General features: G+C 66.4%; 11 protein-coding genes. 8 read left to right on the forward strand and 3 right to left on the reverse strand.

The window, feature by feature from the left end; all coding sequences use genetic code 11:
- Nucleotide 1: 1 nt before the first annotated feature.
- Both NX784_RS04405 and NX784_RS04410 read right to left on the reverse strand, forming a co-directional pair.
- Nucleotides 2-1,213: an AGE family epimerase/isomerase gene (locus NX784_RS04405; RefSeq protein WP_258815483.1), complete on the reverse strand. Its 1,212-nt coding sequence runs from the start codon at nucleotides 1,211-1,213 to the stop codon at nucleotides 2-4.
- A 78-nt stretch (nucleotides 1,214-1,291) separates the two neighbouring features.
- Nucleotides 1,292-2,335: a LacI family DNA-binding transcriptional regulator gene (locus NX784_RS04410; RefSeq protein WP_258815484.1), complete on the reverse strand. Its 1,044-nt coding sequence runs from the start codon at nucleotides 2,333-2,335 to the stop codon at nucleotides 1,292-1,294.
- A gap of 319 nt (nucleotides 2,336-2,654) precedes the next feature.
- Here NX784_RS04410 and NX784_RS04415 point away from each other — a divergent pair, with 319 nt between their 5' ends.
- The 5 genes from NX784_RS04415 (at nucleotide 2,655) to axe2C (ending at nucleotide 9,934) form a co-directional block, all read left to right on the forward strand.
- On the forward strand, nucleotides 2,655-3,929 hold the full coding sequence (locus tag NX784_RS04415) for a sugar MFS transporter (RefSeq protein ID WP_258815485.1): 1,275 nt from the start codon (nucleotides 2,655-2,657) through the stop codon (nucleotides 3,927-3,929).
- 90 nt (nucleotides 3,930-4,019) lie between these two features.
- Nucleotides 4,020-6,251, forward strand: coding sequence for a glycoside hydrolase family 3 C-terminal domain-containing protein (locus tag NX784_RS04420; RefSeq protein WP_258815486.1), 2,232 nt, complete (start codon nucleotides 4,020-4,022; stop codon nucleotides 6,249-6,251).
- Nucleotides 6,252-6,333: 82 nt separating this feature from the next.
- A complete protein-coding gene (locus NX784_RS04425) occupies nucleotides 6,334-7,677 on the forward strand; it encodes a glycoside hydrolase 5 family protein (RefSeq protein ID WP_258815487.1) in 1,344 nt (447 codons plus the stop codon).
- Nucleotides 7,674-8,888, forward strand: coding sequence for a glycoside hydrolase family 27 protein (locus NX784_RS04430; RefSeq protein WP_258815488.1), 1,215 nt, complete (start codon nucleotides 7,674-7,676; stop codon nucleotides 8,886-8,888). Before NX784_RS04425 ends, NX784_RS04430 begins: the two co-directional genes overlap by 4 nt.
- On the forward strand, nucleotides 8,888-9,934 hold the full coding sequence (axe2C, locus tag NX784_RS04435) for a bifunctional acetylxylan esterase/glucomannan deacetylase AxeC2 (RefSeq protein ID WP_258815489.1): 1,047 nt from the start codon (nucleotides 8,888-8,890) through the stop codon (nucleotides 9,932-9,934). The genes NX784_RS04430 and axe2C overlap by 1 nt, the downstream gene beginning before the upstream one ends.
- A 291-nt stretch (nucleotides 9,935-10,225) precedes the next feature.
- Here the strand turns inward: axe2C and NX784_RS04440 are convergent, their stop codons facing one another.
- A complete protein-coding gene (locus tag NX784_RS04440; RefSeq protein ID WP_166857807.1) occupies nucleotides 10,226-10,726 on the reverse strand; it encodes an Lrp/AsnC family transcriptional regulator in 501 nt (166 codons plus the stop codon).
- 173 nt (nucleotides 10,727-10,899) lie between these two features.
- On the opposite strand from NX784_RS04440, the gene NX784_RS04445 reads away from it, so the two are divergent.
- The 3 genes from NX784_RS04445 to NX784_RS04455 all read left to right on the forward strand — a co-directional run bounded on the left by NX784_RS04445 (nucleotide 10,900) and on the right by NX784_RS04455 (nucleotide 17,999).
- Complete coding sequence (locus tag NX784_RS04445) at nucleotides 10,900-14,448, forward strand: indolepyruvate ferredoxin oxidoreductase family protein (RefSeq protein ID WP_258815490.1); 3,549 nt, start codon at nucleotides 10,900-10,902, stop codon at nucleotides 14,446-14,448.
- A 120-nt stretch (nucleotides 14,449-14,568) separates the two neighbouring features.
- Nucleotides 14,569-16,122: a S41 family peptidase gene (locus tag NX784_RS04450; RefSeq protein ID WP_258815491.1), complete on the forward strand. Its 1,554-nt coding sequence runs from the start codon at nucleotides 14,569-14,571 to the stop codon at nucleotides 16,120-16,122.
- 119 nt (nucleotides 16,123-16,241) lie between these two features.
- Nucleotides 16,242-17,999: a M14 family metallopeptidase gene (locus NX784_RS04455; protein WP_258815493.1), complete on the forward strand. Its 1,758-nt coding sequence runs from the start codon at nucleotides 16,242-16,244 to the stop codon at nucleotides 17,997-17,999.
- Nucleotides 18,000-18,051: the final 52 nt, after the last annotated feature.

Here is an 18,051-nt window from a genome sequence, read left to right on the forward strand (position 1 = left end):
GTCAGTCCTTCGTGAGCACGGGCAGCACTTCGTAGCAGGCGCCCATCGTGTGGTAGTCGACCTTGCCGGCCGGGCTCTTTTCATCGGTCAGCTTTTCGTTGGCCGGACCGAGGATGCGGTACCACGCGCCGTGCTCGTGGTCGACGAAGTGTTCCCAGCTATAGGCCCAGATGCGGTCGTACCACGTCCAATACGCCTGGTCGCCCGTGCGCGCGCCGAGGAGGGCGGCGGCGGCGAGGCTCTCGGCCTGCACCCAGAAGTATTTGTCGGCGTCGCAGATTTCGTCCTGCGGGCCGAAGCCGTAGTAGATGCCGCCATGGTGCGCATCCCACGCCTTCGACAGCGCCGCGTCGAACAGCTGGCGCGCGCGCGGCACGAGCCAGTCGGACGGGCCGGCCATCAGGTCCTTGTGGCGTTCCATGATCAACAGGAGCTTGGCCCATTCCGTCAGGTGGCCCGGCTGGTAGCCCCACGGGCGGAAGATGTTCGTCTTGTCGTCGCGGTTGTAGTCCGGGTCGACGGACCAGTCGCTGTTGTAGTGTTCCCAGACCAGGTTGCCGTACAGCGCGGCCTGGCGCACGGTGATGTTGTGCGCGAGCGTCTCCGCGCGCCACAGGAATTTCGTGTCGCCCGTCGCGTCGAACGCGGCCAGCATCGCTTCGCAGGCGTGCATGTTGGCGTTCTGGCCGCGGTACGGGAACAGCGTCGCCCAGTCGCCGCTCGCCTCGTCCGCGTACAGGCCGTGCGCCGGTTCCCAGAAGCGGCGTTCCATCAGGTCGTACGTCTCGTCCAGCCAGGCGCGCGCCTCGTCGACGCCGGCCATGATGGCGTGCGCGTATGCGAGCAGCACGAAGGCGAGGCCGTAGCAGTGGTTCGTGTCGTCCGTGACCTTCTTCGCACCGTCGTTCCAGTCCAGCGTCCACGCATAGCCGCCCGTTTCCGGATTGCGGTGCGCGTCGCGCAAAAAGCGCAGGCCGTGCAGCACGCGGTCGCGGTCGGCGGGTTCGCGGAACCGGCGCCACGCCATCGAGAAATTGAAGACGAAGCGCGTGCTGCTCACCAGGTGGCGCGTGTGCGCATCGTAGACCGTGCCGTCGTCCTTGTAGAAATGATAGAAGCCGCCGCTCGGGTCGGTGCAGCGCGGATCGTAGAACTGGCGGGTGTGGCGGATGTGCTGCAGCAGTGTCGCGCGGGATCGGAAATCGGGAAGCATGGGTCGGTCGTGATGAGTGAATCGGTGAGAGGCGCCCCGTCGTGCGGCGCGGGCGCCATGCGGGTCGATGGCGGGCGGTTATCTGCGCATGCGGTAGTCCTCGCACACGGTGCTGGCACGCACGATCAGTTCGACCGGGGCCACCTGTTCCAGCGGCGGGTCCTGCGGGCCGCGCAGCAGCAACTCGACGCCCAGCGCGCCCAGTTCCTTCTTGTTGATGCGCAAGGTCGTCAGCGGACGGTGGCCCAGCACGGCGCCGGGGATGTCGTCGAAGCCCACGATCGACACGTCGTGCGGCACCGTCTTCCCGGCCGCGAGGCAGGCGCGCATCGCGACGAGGGCGGCGGCGTCGTTGTAGCAGAACACGGCATCGGGCGGGTGCGGCTGGTTCAGGAGCGCCTGCATCGCCTCGTAGGCGCCCGTCTCGAGGTCGACGCCATCCGGGATGCACGTCTCCAGGCGCGGGTCGGCCAGCATGCCGGCGTCGAACAGCGCCTGGCGGTAGCCGCGGTTGCGCTCGCGGATGCTGTAGTGACCCAGCGAGCCGGAGATCATGCCGATGCGCTCGCGTCCCAGCGAAATCAGGTGGCGCGTGGCGAGGTAACCGCCCATGTGGTTGTCCGGATTGACGGAGCTGTAGCCGCGCAGCTTCATGTCGATGAGGACGAGGGGCTTGCCGCTGCCGCGCAGGGCGTTCAGCAACTCGGGTTCGAAGAAGCCGGCGCACACGATGGCATCCGGCGCGTGCATGCGCAGCTGTTCCGTCACCCCGTCGGCCGGCCCCACGGCCATGAACGACAAGACGATGCCCTGCTTGCGGCACGCTTCCTCGGCGCCGTGCAGCACGGGCGAATAGAACGGGCTGCTGGCCGCCGTGTTGTGCTGACGGTGCAGCAGGAACGTCAGGCGGCGGATGCGCTTGCGGCGCAGCTTGCAGAAGTCATAGCCCAGTTCGTGGGCTGCCGACAACACCATCTGGCGCGTGCTTTCCGTCAGGCCCGGCTCGTTCTTGAGGGCGCGCGAGATCGTGCCGGCCGAGACGCCGGCGTACTTGGCCAGGTCGCGGATCGTGACCGGCGCCGGGCTTGCGCCCGCTGGGGTGCGTGAGGGTTCGGGGTTCACACTGTCTCCGGAATCATTTGCGACGCCCTGGGCGCCGCTCGTTTGAATGGAGTCTTGCATATCAAAATCGCCTTGGTCAAACGTCAGTCGGCACTTCAAGTCAAGTTTAGTCGGCTTTACTAAACAGCTGTTTGCCCGGTATATTCTCAATTTAAGAAACCGATTTCATAAGAGGGTAGCGCATGTTTAGTGACGACTGACTAAACTCCGCCGCGAACCCGACGTCGCGTTTGACCCCACCATCCTGCTTATGCAGAATATTTTTTACAAAAAAGTTACTCGTTTATAAGTTAGCGGTAACATCCACAAGGAGACAAGCATGGAACGTGCTTCACAGGCCGCAATCGCGCCTGCCGATCGGGCCCAGCCCGCCAATTACACCTTTGCCCTCACGGTCGTCACCGCGCTGTTCTTCATGTGGGGCCTGCTGACGTCGCTGAACGACATCCTGATCCCGCACCTGAAGTCGGTGTACAACCTGACGTACGTACAGGCGATGATGGTGAACCTCGCGTTCTTCAGCGGCTACTTCCTGCTGTCGATCCCGGCCGGCGCGCTGATCCGCCGCATCGGCTACAAAGCCGGCGCCGTCGTCGGCCTCGCCGTGTGCGCCGTCGGCGCCGCGCTGTTCTACCCGGCCGCGACGAGCGTGTACGCGCTGTTCCTGTGCGCGCTGTTCGTGCTGGCCGGCGGCATCACCATCCTGCAGGTGGCCGCCAACCCGTACGTCACCGTGCTGGGCGCGCCGGCCACCGCGTCGAGCCGCCTGAACCTGACGCAGGCGCTGAACTCCTTCGGCACCTTCGTCGGCCCCCCGGTCGGCGGCTACCTGATCCTGTCGCACATCTCGACCGTGGCCGATCCGAGCCACATGACGGCCGCCGAAAAACTGGCGCAGGCGCAGGCCGTGCAGGGTCCGTACCTGGGCCTGGCCGCGACGCTGGCGATCCTGGCCATCCTGTTCGCCGTGATCCGCCTGCCGGTCATCCGCGACGATGACACCGGCACGACGGTCGCCGGTTCGATCCTCAAGCAGAAGCGCCTGATGCTGGGCGTGCTGGCGATCTTCGTGTACGTCGGCGCCGAGGTGAGCATCGGCAGCTTCCTGATCAACTACATGGGCGACGCGTCCATCGCCGGCTTCACGCCGGAAATCGGCGCGAACTACGTCGCCTACTACTGGGGCGGCGCGATGGTCGGCCGCTTCATCGGTTCTGCCGTGATGCGCACCATCAGCCCGGGAAAGGTCCTCGCGTTCAATGCCGCCGTGTGCATCGCGCTGCTGGTGGCGACGACGTTCGGCCACGGCCACTTCGCGATGTGGGCCGTGCTGGCCGTCGGCCTGTTCAACTCGATCATGTTCCCGACCATCTTCAGCATGTCGGTGCACGAACTGGGCCCGCAGACGAGCCAGGGCTCCGGCCTGCTCGTGATGGCGATCGCCGGCGGCGCCGTCGTGCCGGTGATCCAGGCGCAAGCCGCGGACGTCATCGGCCTGCAGCCTTCGTTCCTCGTTCCGGCCGCGTGCTACGCCTTCATCCTGTACTTCGGCGCGAAATACGCCCGCATGTACGTGGACGTCAAGGCCGTCTGACCGGCAACGATCCCCTTGCCGCCGCGGCGCGTCCGCGGCGGCGTTGCGTCGAATACTGATAACGATCCATCCCTTAAAGAGCTTCGTCCCATGCGCCTCCGTCACCTGACCCTCGTCGCGGCCCTGACTGCCGCCTTCCCGCTGTTCGCCACCGCCGCCGACACGCCTGCCCAGCAGCCGTGGATGAACCGTTCCCTGAGCGCCGACCAGCGCGCCGAACTCGCCGTCAAGGCCATGACCCGCCAGGAAAAGCTGCGCTGGGTGTTCGGCTATTTCGGCACGGCGTTCCCGCCCAAGACCACGAAGCCGATCGACGGCGCGATCCCGTTCTCGGCCGGCTTCGTGCCGGGTAACCCGCGCCTCGGCCTGCCGGACCTGCTGGAGACGGACGCCGGCCTCGGCGTCGCCACCCAGGCCACGCCGACCCCGCGCGAGCGCACGCAGCTGCCGTCGGGCCTCGCCACCGCATCGACGTGGGACACGCAGATGGCCTATGCGGGCGGCGCGATGATCGGTTCCGAGGCGCGCGCGTCCGGCTTCAACGTGATGCTGGCTGGCGGCGTGAACCTGATGCGCGATCCGCGCAACGGCCGCAACTTCGAATACGCGGGCGAAGATCCTCTGCTGGCCGGCACGATCGTCGGCCATGCCGTCAAGGGCATCGAGTCGAACCACGTGATCTCGACCGTCAAGCACTACGCGCTGAACGACCAGGAAACGGGCCGCAACGAACTGGACGTTCGCATCGACAAGGCCGCATCGCGCATGTCCGACCTGCTCGCGATGCAGCTCGCGCTGGAACAGTCCGACGCCGGCTCCGTCATGTGCTCGTACAACCGCGTGTACGGCACCTATGCGTGCGAGAACGACTACCTGCTGAACGAAGTGCTCAAGAAGGACTGGGGCTTCAAGGGCTACGTGATGTCCGACTGGGGCGCGACGCACAGCACCGTGGAAGCCGCGAATCACGGCCTGGACCGCCAGTCGGGCCAGGAATTCGACAAGTCGCCGTACTTCGGCGGCGCGCTGGAAGAAGCCGTCAAGAACGGCCACGTGTCGGAAGCGCGCCTCGACGACATGGCAACGCGCATCGTGCGCGCCATGTTCGCCAAGGGCGTCGTCGACAATCCGGTCGCGCAGGGCGGCACCATCGACTTCGCAAAGAACGGTGCGGTGAGCCGCGCGACGGCGGAAGAGGGCGCCGTGCTGCTGAAGAACGACAACAAGGTACTGCCGCTGTCGAAGGACGTGAAGACCATCGCCATCATCGGCGGCCATGCCGACGTCGGCGTGCTGTCGGGCGGCGGCTCGTCGCAGGTGTATCCGGTGGGCGGCATGGCCGTGAAAGGCCTGGAGCCGAAGAGCTGGCCGGGCCCCGTCGTGTACCACCCGTCGTCGCCGCTGCGCGCGATCCAGGCGCTGGCGCCGAATGCGAAGGTCGTGTACGACGACGGCCTTGACCCCGCGCGTGCCGCGCGCGTGGCCGCGCAGGCGGACGTCGCGCTCGTGTTCGCGACGCAGTGGATCGGCGAGGCGAATGACGCGACGTCGCTGGCGCTGCCGGACAACCAGGACAAGCTGATCGACAGCGTGGCCGGGGCCAATGCGCGCACCGTCGTCGTGCTGGAGACGGGCGGCCCCGTCGCGATGCCGTGGGTCGCGAAGACGCCGGCCGTGCTGGAAGCATGGTATCCGGGCACGAGCGGCGGCGAGGCGATCGCGCGCGTGCTGTTCGGCGCCGTCAATCCGTCGGGCCACCTGCCGGCCACGTTCCCCGTGTCCGAAGAGCAGCTGCCGCGTCCGAAGCTGGACGGCGATCCGAAACAGCCGGACCAGCAGTTCACGGTCGAGTACAAGGAAGGCGCGGCCGTCGGCTACAAATGGTTTGACAAGCAGGGCCTGACGCCGCTGTTCCCGTTCGGCCACGGCCTGTCGTACACGACGTTCAGCTATGCCGGCCTCGCCAGCCAGGTGAAGGATGGCCGCCTGCACGTGCGCTTCAAGGTCACGAACACGGGCAGCGTCGCCGGCAAGGACGTGCCGCAGGTGTACGTGTCGCCGCTTGCCACGAAGTGGGAAGCGCCGAAGCGTTTGGCCGGCTGGGACAAGGTCGCGCTGCAGCCTGGCGAATCGAAAGAGGTCGATGTCGTCGTCGAGCCGCGCATCCTCGGCATGTTCGACGAGAAGTCCAAGACCTGGCGCATCGCCAAGGGCAAGTACAAGGTCGTGCTGGCTGAGGATGCCGCAGGCAAGAACGCGACGAGCGTGACGGTCGACCTGCCGGCGTCCACCCTGGACGTGCGCGGCCGCGCGCGCCGCTGAGTTTTACCCGCCGCCCGTGCCCGCGGGCGGCGTCCGATCCAAGACCGATAACGACGCTTCCCGAGGAGCGCGAGGAGACTATATGCAAAGCAAGTTCGGCAAGATCGCCCTGGCCGCCGCCCTGCTGGCGGCCGGCGCATTCGGCATCGCCCACGCGGCCGGCGCGGCGGGCGGCAAGAGCAGTTTCGTGGCCGTCAAGGACAGCCACTTCGAACGCAACGGCCAACGCTATATGGTGGCCGGAGCGAACTTCTGGTACGGCGGCTACCTCGGCGCGCCGAGCAGCGTCGGGCAGCGCGCCCGCCTCGTCAAGGAACTGGACCGGTTGAAGGCGCTGGGTGTCAACAACGTGCGCGTGCTCGCGGTGTCGGAGCAGACGGCGATGAAAAGCGCCGTCAGCCCCGCCACGACGAGCGCGCCCGGCCACTACGACGAGCAGCTGCTGCAAGGCCTGGACTTCCTGATGGCGGAACTGGCGAAGCGCGACATGACGGCCGTGCTGTACCTGAATAATTTCTGGCAGTGGTCCGGCGGGATGACGCAGTACCTGAACTGGTTCACCGGTTCGCCCGCGCACGACCCGAACGTGAGCAAGGATTACGAACGCTTCATGGCCGAGAACGCGCGCTTCTACACGAACGCGCGCGCGCAGGCCGAGTACCGCAACGTGATCGCGAAGATCGTCCAGCGCACGAACACGGTGACGAAGAAGCCTTACCGCGACGACCCCGTGATCCTGTCGTGGCAGCTGGCGAACGAGCCGCGGCCCGGCAACGCCAAGTCGACCAAGGAAGAGAAGGCGACGTACGTGAAGTGGATCGCCGACACTGCGCACTACATCCGCTCGCTCGACGCAAACCACATGGTGAGCACCGGTAGCGAAGGCCTCGCGGGTTCCGCGCAGGATGCGCAGCTGTACCTGGACGCGCACCGCACGCCGGACATCGCCTACCTCACGTACCACCTGTGGCCCGCGAACTGGGGCTGGTTCGATCCGAAGCAGCCCGACACGACGTGGGCCGGCATGATGGACAAGGCGCAGCACTACCTGAACGTGCACGTCGACTATGCGAAGCAGCTGGGCAAGCCGATCGTGCTGGAGGAATTCGGCCTGAACCGCGACGGCGGCTCGTTCGACATCAAGGCGTCGACGAAGGTCCGCGACCGTTTCTACGACGAGGTGTTCACGACGTTGGAGAAGCGCGCGGCCGCGGGCGACCCCGTCGGCGGCTGGGCCTTCTGGGCCTGGGGCGGCGCGGGCCGCGCGGCCAATGCCGATTACTGGTGGAAGCCGGGGAACGATTTCGTCGGCGATCCGCCGCAGGAAGAGCAGGGCCTGTATTCCGTGTTCGACAGCGACGCGAGCTCGCTCAAGTTGATCGCGGCCCACGACAAACGCCTGAAAACCATCGGAGCGAAACAGTGAACCGGAGAGCCTCCCTGATCCTCGCCGCGGCCATCGCGGCGTCCCCCGCCGCCGCGTGGGCGCAGAAATTCGACGGCCTCGCGGCCACCCCGCAAATGGGCTGGAACAGCTGGAATCGATTCGCCTGCGACATCGACGAAAAGCTGATCCGCGAGACGGCCGACGCGATGGTGAAGACAGGCTTGAAGGATGCGGGCTACCAGTACATCAACATCGACGACTGCTGGCACGGCGCGCGCGACGAGCACGGCGACATCCAGCCGGACCCGCAGCGCTTCCCGTCCGGGATGAAGGCGCTGGCCGACTACGTGCACGCGCGCGGCCTGAAGCTGGGCATTTATTCCGACGTGGGCGACAAGACGTGCGGCGGCCGCCCCGGCAGCCGCGGCCACGAATACCAGGACGCGAAGACGTATGCCGCCTGGGGCATCGACTATTTGAAATACGACTGGTGCGAGAGCAAGGGCTTGAGCGCCGTCGGTGCCTACACGACGATGCGCGACGCGATCCGCGCGGCCAACCGCCCGATCCTGTTCAGCCTCTGCGAATGGGGCGACAACAAGCCGTGGGAATGGGCGCCCGAGGTCGGCCACTCGTGGCGCACGACGGGCGACATCTATCCGTGCTGGGATTGCGAACTCAGTGCCGGTACGTGGTCCCGCTGGGGCGTGATGCGCATCCTCGACATGCAGGCGGGCCTGCGCAAGTATGCGGGGCCGGGCCACTGGAACGACATGGACATGCTGGAAGTCGGCATGGGCATGACGGAAGACGAGGACCGTTCGCACTTCTCGATCTGGGCGATGCTGAATTCCCCGCTGATCCTCGGTAACGACCTGCGTTCGATGCCGGAGTCGGTGAAGAAGATCATCGGCCGGCGCGACGTCATCGCCATCAACCAGGACCCGCTGGGCGTGGCGGCGCTGCGTTTCTGGAAGCAGGGGCCCGTCGAACTGTGGGCCAAGCCGCTCGCGAACGACGAGTGGGCCTTCATGGTGCTGAACCGCGGCGAGACGGCGCTGCCGCTGCACTATGACTGGAAGCAGAACGTGATCGACGACCAGGTCTTCAAGCACCAACTCGACTTCAGCAAGGCCACTTGGCACTGGACGGACGCGTGGACCGGCAAGACGGGCGACACGAGCCGCCGCCTCGACGCGACGGTGCCCGCGCACGGCGTCGTGCTGCTGCGCCTGAAGAAGGGCGCGTGATGCGTCGGCCGCTGGTCGCCGCGCTGCTGGCATGGTGCGCGGCCGGCGCGGCGGCCGAACAGACCATCGCGGCGAGCGATGGCCACGTGACCCGCATGGGCCGCACGGTCGCCGCGGACGATGGCACGGTGCGCTTCGGCTATCCCGGCGTGACCTTGCTGGTGGCCGTGGACGGCACGCGCCTCGCCGTCGATGCCTCGGGCGGCACCCGCAGCCTGTTCGACGTGATCGTGGATGGCAAGCCCGCGGGCACGCTGCGCCTGGCGCCGGAGATGAAACGCTACGACGTGTTCAAGGACGCGGCGCCCGGTCCGCACAAGGTGGAACTCGTGCACCGCGGCGAGACGTGGCTCGGCGAGCCCTCCATCGCGCGCTTCGCGACCGACGGCGCGTTCCTCGCGGCGCCGCCGCTGCCGAAGCGACGCCTGCTCGTGCTGGGCGATTCCGTGACGTGCGGCGCCGTCATGGAGCGTGGTGCCGACGAGAAGGACATGCCCGAATGGTCGAACCCGCGCCTGTCCTACGGCATGCTGGCCGCGCGCGCCCTCGACGCGCAGGTGCAGCTGGTCTGCTATGGCGGCCGGGGCCTGGTGCGCAGCTGGAACGGCCACACCGACGAATTCCAGCTGCCCGCGTTCTACGACCTCGCCATCGCCGACGCCGCGCATCCGGTGCGCTGGAAACAGGCCGATTACGATGCGGACCTGATCGTCATCGCCATCGGCACCAACGATTTCAACCCCGGCATTCCGGAGCGTGCGGGCTATGTGGACGCGTACACGGACCTGCTGCGCCGCGTGCTGCGCGACCATCCGCACGCGCAGGTCGCGCTGACGGAAGGCGTGCTGCTGAATGGCGACAAGAAGGCCGCGTTGATCGGCTATCTGAAGGAAGCGATGGCGCGCGTGCACGATGCCCGCGTCTACTCGCTCGCGCCGGCGACGTACCAGCCGGGTGACGCCGTCAACGGCCATCCGACGACGGCCCAGCATGCGGCCATGGTGGCCGAATTGCTGCCGCAGCTGAGGCGCATCGCGGGCTGGTAGGGGCAAAAAAAACCGACGACCGGGCAGCTGCCCGGTGCATCGGTAAGAAGAGAGCCGGTTGCCCGGCCGGAGACGAACCGGCCGCCGCGCCCTGAGTCGCGCCGGCTGGATCGAGACCCGGTCGAGATTACCGGTGTCGTGTTTGCCGGTCAAACGCGTCCGCACCGCGGCCTTTGAGTTTCGTGCTTATTACTAAACAGAAGAGTAAAGAGACGCTGACGTCCCGCGTGGGCTCGTCTCATTCGAGGCCGCCGGCCTCAAATGCCCACCCTACCAGTATAAGAACGCCCGTCAAACGATGGGCAGCGCCGTCGTTTCCTTGATGCGCTGGAGGGCGAAGCTCGATTTCACGTCCAGCACGGCCGGATGGCGCAGCAGGGTGCCCATCATGAAGCGCGAGAAGTGGTCCATGTCTTCCACGTGCACGCGCAGCAGGAAATCCATCTCCCCCGTCATCGCATAGCAGGCCACGACTTCCGGCCAGGTCGACACGGCCTGGGCGAACTCGAAGCGCGGCGACGTCGCGGGCACGCGCGCGTTCGGCGCGCCTTCGCTGTGTTTTTCCAGCCGGACATTCACATAGGCCAGCAGGCCCAGCCCCAGTTTGTCGGGATCGAGCAGGGCGACGTATTGCCGGATGACGCCGGCCTCTTCCAACCGTTTGATGCGGCGCAGGCAGGGCGACGGCGACAGGCTGACGCGTTCCGCCACGTCCTGGTTGGACAGGCGGCCATCCGACTGGAGAATGGCCAGGATTTTGCGGTCGGTTTTATCCAGCTCGATTTTTGACATGAATTCTCCTCAGGACGGGCGCACTTCGCAATTTTATTGCGCAAATCGTTTGGTGGGGGGAATTCATTGAAATTTAATGCTTGTGACACAGGTCTATACTGGCCCGGACACAGACGCGTTCAACCGGCGCCAATGCAATGGCCACGCGTACAACAAACACAACGGAGACACGCATGAACGCCCCCCTGGACCGCAGCCAGCTGGAACCGCTACCCCCGCACGAGATCACCCTCGACGATAAATGGACGCTCGAGCGCGGCCGCGCCTTCATGACGGGTACCCAGGCGCTGATCCGCCTGCCGATGCTGCAGCGCGAACGCGACCTGAAGGCCGGCCTGAACACGGCCGGCTACATCACCGGCTACCGCGGGTCGCCCGTCACGCAGGTCGACCAGACGGCGTGGAAAGCGCAGAAGCACCTGGAAGCGCACCACGTCCACTTCCACCCCGGCATGAACGAAGACCTCGCGGCGACGGCCGTCTGGGGCACGCAGCAGACCAATCTGTTCAAGGACGCGACCTACGACGGCGTGTTCGCCATGTGGTACGGCAAGGGCCCCGGCGTGGACCGCTGCGGCGACGTGTTCAAGCACGGTAACAATGCGGGCTCCGCGAAGAACGGCGGCGTGCTCGTACTGGCGGGCGACGACCATGCGGCGAAATCGTCGTCGACGGCGCACCAGTCCGACCACATCCTGCACCACTGCGGCATTCCCGTGCTGTACCCGTCATCCGTGCAGGAATACATCGACTACGGCCTGCACGCATGGGCGATGAGCCGCTACAGCGGCCTGTGGGTGTCGATGAAGTGCGTGACCGACATCATCGAATCGGGCGCCGTCGTCGACCTCGATCCGGACCGCGTGCAGACGATCCTGCCGACCGACTTCGAGATGCCGCCGGGCGGCTTGAACATCCGCTGGCCGGACGCCGTGCTGGACCAGGAAGTGCGCATGAACCACTACAAGTGGTATGCCGCCCTCGCGTATGCGCGTGCGAACAAACTCAATCAGATCATCTGGGACAGCCCCACGCCGAAGATCGGCATCATCACCGCGGGCAAGTCCTACCTCGACACGCGCCAGGCGCTGGCCGACCTGGGCATCGACGAGCAGGCGGCGCGCGACATCGGCCTGCGCGTCTACAAGGTTGGCATGACGTGGCCGCTCGACTCGGTGGGCGTGCACGAATTCGCGCGCGGCCTGGACGAGATCCTCGTCGTCGAGGAAAAGCGGCAGGTGCTGGAATACGCGCTGAAGGAAGAGCTGTACAACCTGCCGGACGGCGAGCGGCCGCGCGTCGTCGGCAAGTTCGACGACGCCGGCGAATGGAGCGTCAAGAACCGCTCCGGCCAGGGCGACTGGCTGCTGTCGGCGAACTACGAACTGAACCCGGCCCAGATCGCGCGCGCGATCGCGTCGCGCATCTCGCACTACTGCGCCGGGCACCCGGTCGAGCAACGCGTGAAGGAACGCATCGCCTTCCTCGAAGCGAAGGAACTGATCCTCAAGAACATCCCGAAGGCGAATCCGGAAACGGACCGCATCCCGTACTTCTGCTCCGGCTGCCCGCACAACAGCTCGACGAAGGTGCCGGAAGGGTCGCGCGCGATGGCCGGTATCGGCTGCCACTACATGGTGCTGTGGATGGACCGCGAGACGTCCACGTTCACGCACATGGGGGGCGAGGGCGTCACGTGGATCGGCCAGGCGCCGTTCACGGGCGAGAAGCACGTGTTCGCGAACCTCGGCGACGGCACGTATTACCACTCGGGCGTGCTGGCGATCCGCGCGTCGGTCGCCGCGAAGGTCAACATCACGTACAAGATTCTGTACAACGACGCCGTCGCGATGACGGGTGGCCAGGTCGTCGACGGTCCGCTCGACCCGGCCAAGATCAGCCGCCAGCTGGCGGCCGAAGGCGTCAAGCCGATCATCGTCGTCACGGACGAACCGGAAAAATACCCGGACGATTATCCGTGGGCCGAAGGCGTCACGGTGCGCCATCGTGCCGAACTGATGGACGTGCAGCGCGAACTGCGCGAGATGCCGGGCGTCTCCGCGATGATCTACGACCAGACCTGCGCGTCCGAGAAACGCCGCCGCCGGAAGAAAGGCGCTTACCCCGATCCGGCCAAGCGCGCCGTGATCAACGAAGCCGTGTGCGAAGGCTGCGGCGATTGCTCGAAGCAGTCGAACTGCCTGTCCGTCGAACCGCTGGAAACGGAGCTGGGCCGCAAGCGCCAGATCAACCAGTCGTCGTGCAACAAGGACTTCTCGTGCGTGACCGGCTTCTGCCCGAGCTTCGTCACCGTCGAAGGGGGCGGCCTGAAGAAACCGAAGAAGACGGCGGCCGAAGCGACGCCGCCGTCGCTGCCGATGCCGAAGATCCCGGCGACGACGAACCCGTTCGGCATCCTCGTCACCGGTATCGGCGGCACGGGTGTCGTGACGGTCGGCCAGATCCTCGCGGTGGCCGCCCACGTCGAGAACAAGGGCGCCCTCGTGCTGGACATGAGCGGCCTCGCGCAGAAGGGCGGCCCCGTGATGTCGCACGTGCGTCTTGCCGACCGCCAGTCGGACCTGTATTCGACGCGCGTCGGCACGGGTAACGCCGACCTCGTGATCGGCTGTGACCAGATCGTCACCGCCAGCCGCGACGCGCTGTCGCGCATGGGCGAAGGCCGCACGTGGGCCGCCGTGAACGGCACGGGCGCCACCACCGCCGCGTTCATCAAGAACCCGGACTGGCAATTCCCGGCCGAAGGCTCGCGCGGCGCCATCGTGCAGGCGTGCGGCGAGGGCAACGTCGACTTCATCGACGCCGGCCACATCGCGACAACGTTGATGGGCGATGCCATCGCCACCAATATGTTCATGCTGGGCTACGCGTTCCAGAAGGGCCACGTGCCGCTGCAGGAAGCGTCGATCATGAAGGCCATCGAGTTGAACGGCGTGTCCGTCGGCTTCAACAAGGCCGCGTTCAACTGGGGCCGCACGGCCGCGCACGACCTGCCGTCCGTGCAAAAGCTCGTCACGCCCGCGAAGGTGATCGAATTCAAGCGCGCGCAATCGCTCGACGACCTCGTCAAGCGCCGCGTCGAACTCCTGACCGCGTACCAGAACGCCGACTATGCCGCGCAGTACAAGGCCTTCGTCGACCGCGTGCGCGCCGCTGAAGAGAAGCTGGGCAAGGGCACGCGCCTGACGGAAGCCGTCGCGCGCTACCTGCACAAGCTGATGGCGTACAAGGACGAGTACGAGGTCGCGCGTCTGTACACCGACCCCGCGTTCATGGCCAAGATCGACGGCATGTTCGAAGGCGACGTGACATTGAAATTCCACCTGGCGCCGCCGCTGTTCGCGAAGAAGGACAAGGAAGGCCACCTCGTGAAGCAGGAGTTCGGCCCGTGGATGATGAAGGCGTTCGGCGTGCTGGCGAAGCTGAAGGGCTTGCGCGGCACGGCGCTCGATCCGTTCGGCCACACGGCGGAGCGCAAGATGGAACGCGCGCTGATCGCGGAGTACCGCGCGACCGTCGAAGGCCTGCTGCCGAAGCTGACGGCCGACAACCTGGCGCAGGCCGTCGCGATCGCGAGCGTCCCGGAAGACATCCGCGGTTTCGGCCACGTCAAGGAGCGCAACCTGAAGGCGGCCAAGCGCAAGGAAGGGGAATTGGTGGCCGCATTCCACGGCGGCGCCACGGTCACCCGCGCTGCCTGATCGGGCGTGTCACGACACCGCCGGCCGGGCAAAAACCGGCCGGCGAATGTTGCAAAAAATATTTGTTGCTCTGTTACATTTGGATATCGTGCGCGGGTATGCGGCAACTATAATTAATGCATGAGCACGCCAAAATTCCCCCCGACATCGACCGCTTTCTCCCGCCTGTTTGCCAGCGCTTTCGTGGCGCTGCTCACCCTGTCCGCTTGCGGCGGCGGAGGAGGTTCCAGTGGCACCTCGACACCGGTAGCCAACAACCCGACACCCACGCCGACCCCGGATCCCGGACCGACGCCGGATCCGATCCTCGCGGACTACACGAGCGTGCAGAACCTGTGCGCCAAGCCGCGCACGGGCGTCGACGCCGAAGGCGTGCCGTTCCCGGACCGCCAGGGCACCTTGCAGGACGAAATGAAATTCCTGCGCGGCTGGATCGATAAGACCTATCTCTGGTACAACGAAGTCCCGACCACCGTCCGCATGGCGGATTACACGAACACGCTCGATTACTTCGCCGCGCTGAAGACGAATGCAACGACCGCGTCCGGCCAGCCGAAGGACCGTTTCCACTTCACGTACACGACGGCGGAATGGGATGCGATCAGCAACCAGAGCCAGGATACGGGCTATGGCGTGACCTGGTCCGTGAATTCCGTCACGGCGCCGCGTAACTGGCGTATCGCGATTGTCCAGCCGAACTCGCCGGCCGCCGCGGCCGGTCTGCAGCGCGGCGACATGCTGACGGCCGTCGACGGCGTCGACTTCGTCAACTCGACGGATGCCGCGCAGGTCGACCAGCTGAACGCCGGCCTGCTGCCCGCGAATGCGGGCGAAAACCACACGCTGACGGTCCAGCGCAACGGCGCCACGGTCAACGTCCCGATGACGTCGGCCGTCGTCTCCATCGTGCCCGTGAAGAGCGTGAAGGTGATCGATACGCCGACGGGCAAGGTGGGTTATCTGAGTTTCGAAGACCACAATGCCGCATCCGAGCAGCAGCTGATCGACGCGTTCACCTCGCTGAAGAACCAGGGCGCGACTGACCTCGTGCTCGACATGCGCTACAACGGCGGCGGCCTGCTGTACATCGCCAGCGAGCTCGCGTACATGGTCGCCGGACCAAGCGCGGCGAACAAGACGTTCGACCGTCCTGTCTACAACGACAAGACGGCACCCGGTGCCGCCGTTCCTTTCCTGAGCACGGCCTACGGCTTCTCCGCCGCGGCCAACACGCCGCTGCCGTACCTGGGCCTGAACCACGTGACCGTCCTCACGTCGCCCGACACGTGCTCGGCCAGCGAAGCCGTCATCAATGGCCTGCGCGGCGTGGACGTCAAGGTCGACCTGGTCGGCGGTACGACGTGCGGCAAGCCCTATGGCTTCACGCCGGTGGACAACTGCGGCACGACCTACTTCTCGATCCAGTTCAAGGGCGTGAACGCGAAAGGCTACGGCGATTACGCGGACGGTTTCGCACCGACGTGCGCCGCGTCCGACGACATGACGCACGCCCTGGGCGATCCGGCCGAAGGCATGCTGGCCGCGGCGCTGTCCTACCGCGCCAACAACACCTGCCCGGCGGCGGCGACCGGTTTCGCGAGCTCCGTGCAGATGCGCCTGGCGAAGCCGGCCGCGAAGAAGATCGCGATCTACCCCAAGACCTGGGCGCGCTGAGCGTCATCCACCTGTCCCCGGGCCGGCGGCCCGGGGTGTCCCGTCCTGAGCAGGACCGATCCGCAGTACAGATCTATAATTTCCGGCTTATATCTTTCCTAATTTGCCGGAGTCGTTCGATGATCCGTACCGCGTTCCTGCTGGCCTTGCTGGCCGCTCCCCTGGCGCATGCCGCCCCCGACCTGGTCACCGTCTCGGAACGCTCCGGCTTCCAGGCCACGGGGCGCTACGATGAAGTCGTCAGGCTTTGCCGTGCCTTTCAGCAGGCATATCCGAAGCAAGTGAGCTGCTTCCAGTTCGGCACGACGCCGGAAGGCAGGCCCATGCTGGCGCTGGCCGCCAATGCCCGCGGCACGCTCACGCCGGTTGCCGCGCGCAAGGCGGGCCTGCCGGTGACGCTGGTCCAGGGTGGCATCCACGCAGGCGAGATCGACGGCAAGGACGCCGGCTTCCTCGCCCTGCGCGAGATCCTTGAGGGCAAGGTCGCGCCGGGTGTGCTCGACAAGCAGGTCCTGCTGTTCGTCCCCGTGTTCAACGTGGACGGCCACGAGCGCTTCGCCAAGTGGAACCGCCCGAACCAGCGCGGCCCCGTCGAGATGGGCTGGCGCACGACGGCGCAGAACTTCAACTTGAACCGCGATTACGTGAAGGCCGATGCGCCCGAGATGCAAGCCATGCTGGCGCTCGTGAACGCCTGGGACCCGCTGACCTACGTCGACCTGCACGTGACGGACGGCGCCAAGTTCCAGCACGACGTGTCGATCCAGGTCGAGCCCGTGTACTCGGGCGATCCGGAATTCCGCAAGGCCGGCCTGGCGCTGCGCGCGAACGTCATCGCCGACATCGCCAAGCAGGGTTCGATGCCGCAGGCGTACTACATGTCGTTCAAGGAGACGGACGACCCGGCCTCGGGTTTCGTCGACGGCGTGTCCGATCCGCGCTTCTCGACCGGCTATTTCCAGCTGCGCAACCGGATGGCGATGCTCGTCGAGACGCATTCGTGGAAGGATTACCCGACCCGCGTGCGCATCACGCACAATGCGGTAGTGTCCGTCCTGCAGCAGGTCGCCGCACACGGCGCGGCCTGGCAGCAGGCGGCGCGCGACGCCGACGCCCGCGCCACGCACATCGCCGGCCAACCGGTCGCGCTGACGTACCGCACGACCGACCGGACGACGATGGTCGACTTCCAGGGCTATGCGTACACGCGCACGATGTCGGACGTGTCGGGCATGCTGATGACGCACTACGACGAGACTCAGCCGCAAGTCTGGCACGTGCCGCTGCGCGACGAAGTCGTGGCCGACCTGCAGGTGCAGGCGCCGGGCGCCGGCTACGTCGTGCCTGCCGCGTGGGCGCAGATGGTCGCGGCCAAGCTCACGCAGCACGGCATCGTGTTCCGCAGGCTGGACAAGGCCATCGACGGCGCACCCGTGCAAACGTTCCGCGCCGAACAGGCCACGTTCGCGGCGACGTCGTTCGAATCGCACCAGCGCCTGACGGTGACGGGCGCCTGGAAAGCGGAGCCGCGCAACCTCGTCAAGGGCGCGCTGTTCGTGCCGATCGCCCAGCCCAAGGCGCGGCTCGTGATGGCCCTGTTCGAGCCGCAGGCTCCCGATTCGCTGCTGGCCTGGGGCGAGTTCAACAACGCCTTCGAGCCCAAGGAATACATGGAGGACTACGTGGCCGAGGATGTCGCGCGCGAGCAGATGGCGCGCGACCCGGCGCTGGCCGCCGCGTTCCGCAACAGGCTCGAGCACGACCCGGCGTTTGCAGGGAATCCCCACGCACGCCTGGAATTCTTCGCGCGCCGCCACCCGTCCTGGGATGAGCGGCTGAACCTGTACCCGGTGTTGCGCACCGACGTGGCGCTGTAACACGCTGCGCGGGCCGCATGCGCACGCGGGCCCCTGGATCGTTGGACCTCTG

Origin of the sequence: Massilia pinisoli (assembly GCF_024753285.1) — a bacterium.
Lineage (GTDB): Bacteria > Pseudomonadota > Gammaproteobacteria > Burkholderiales > Burkholderiaceae_D > Telluria > Telluria pinisoli.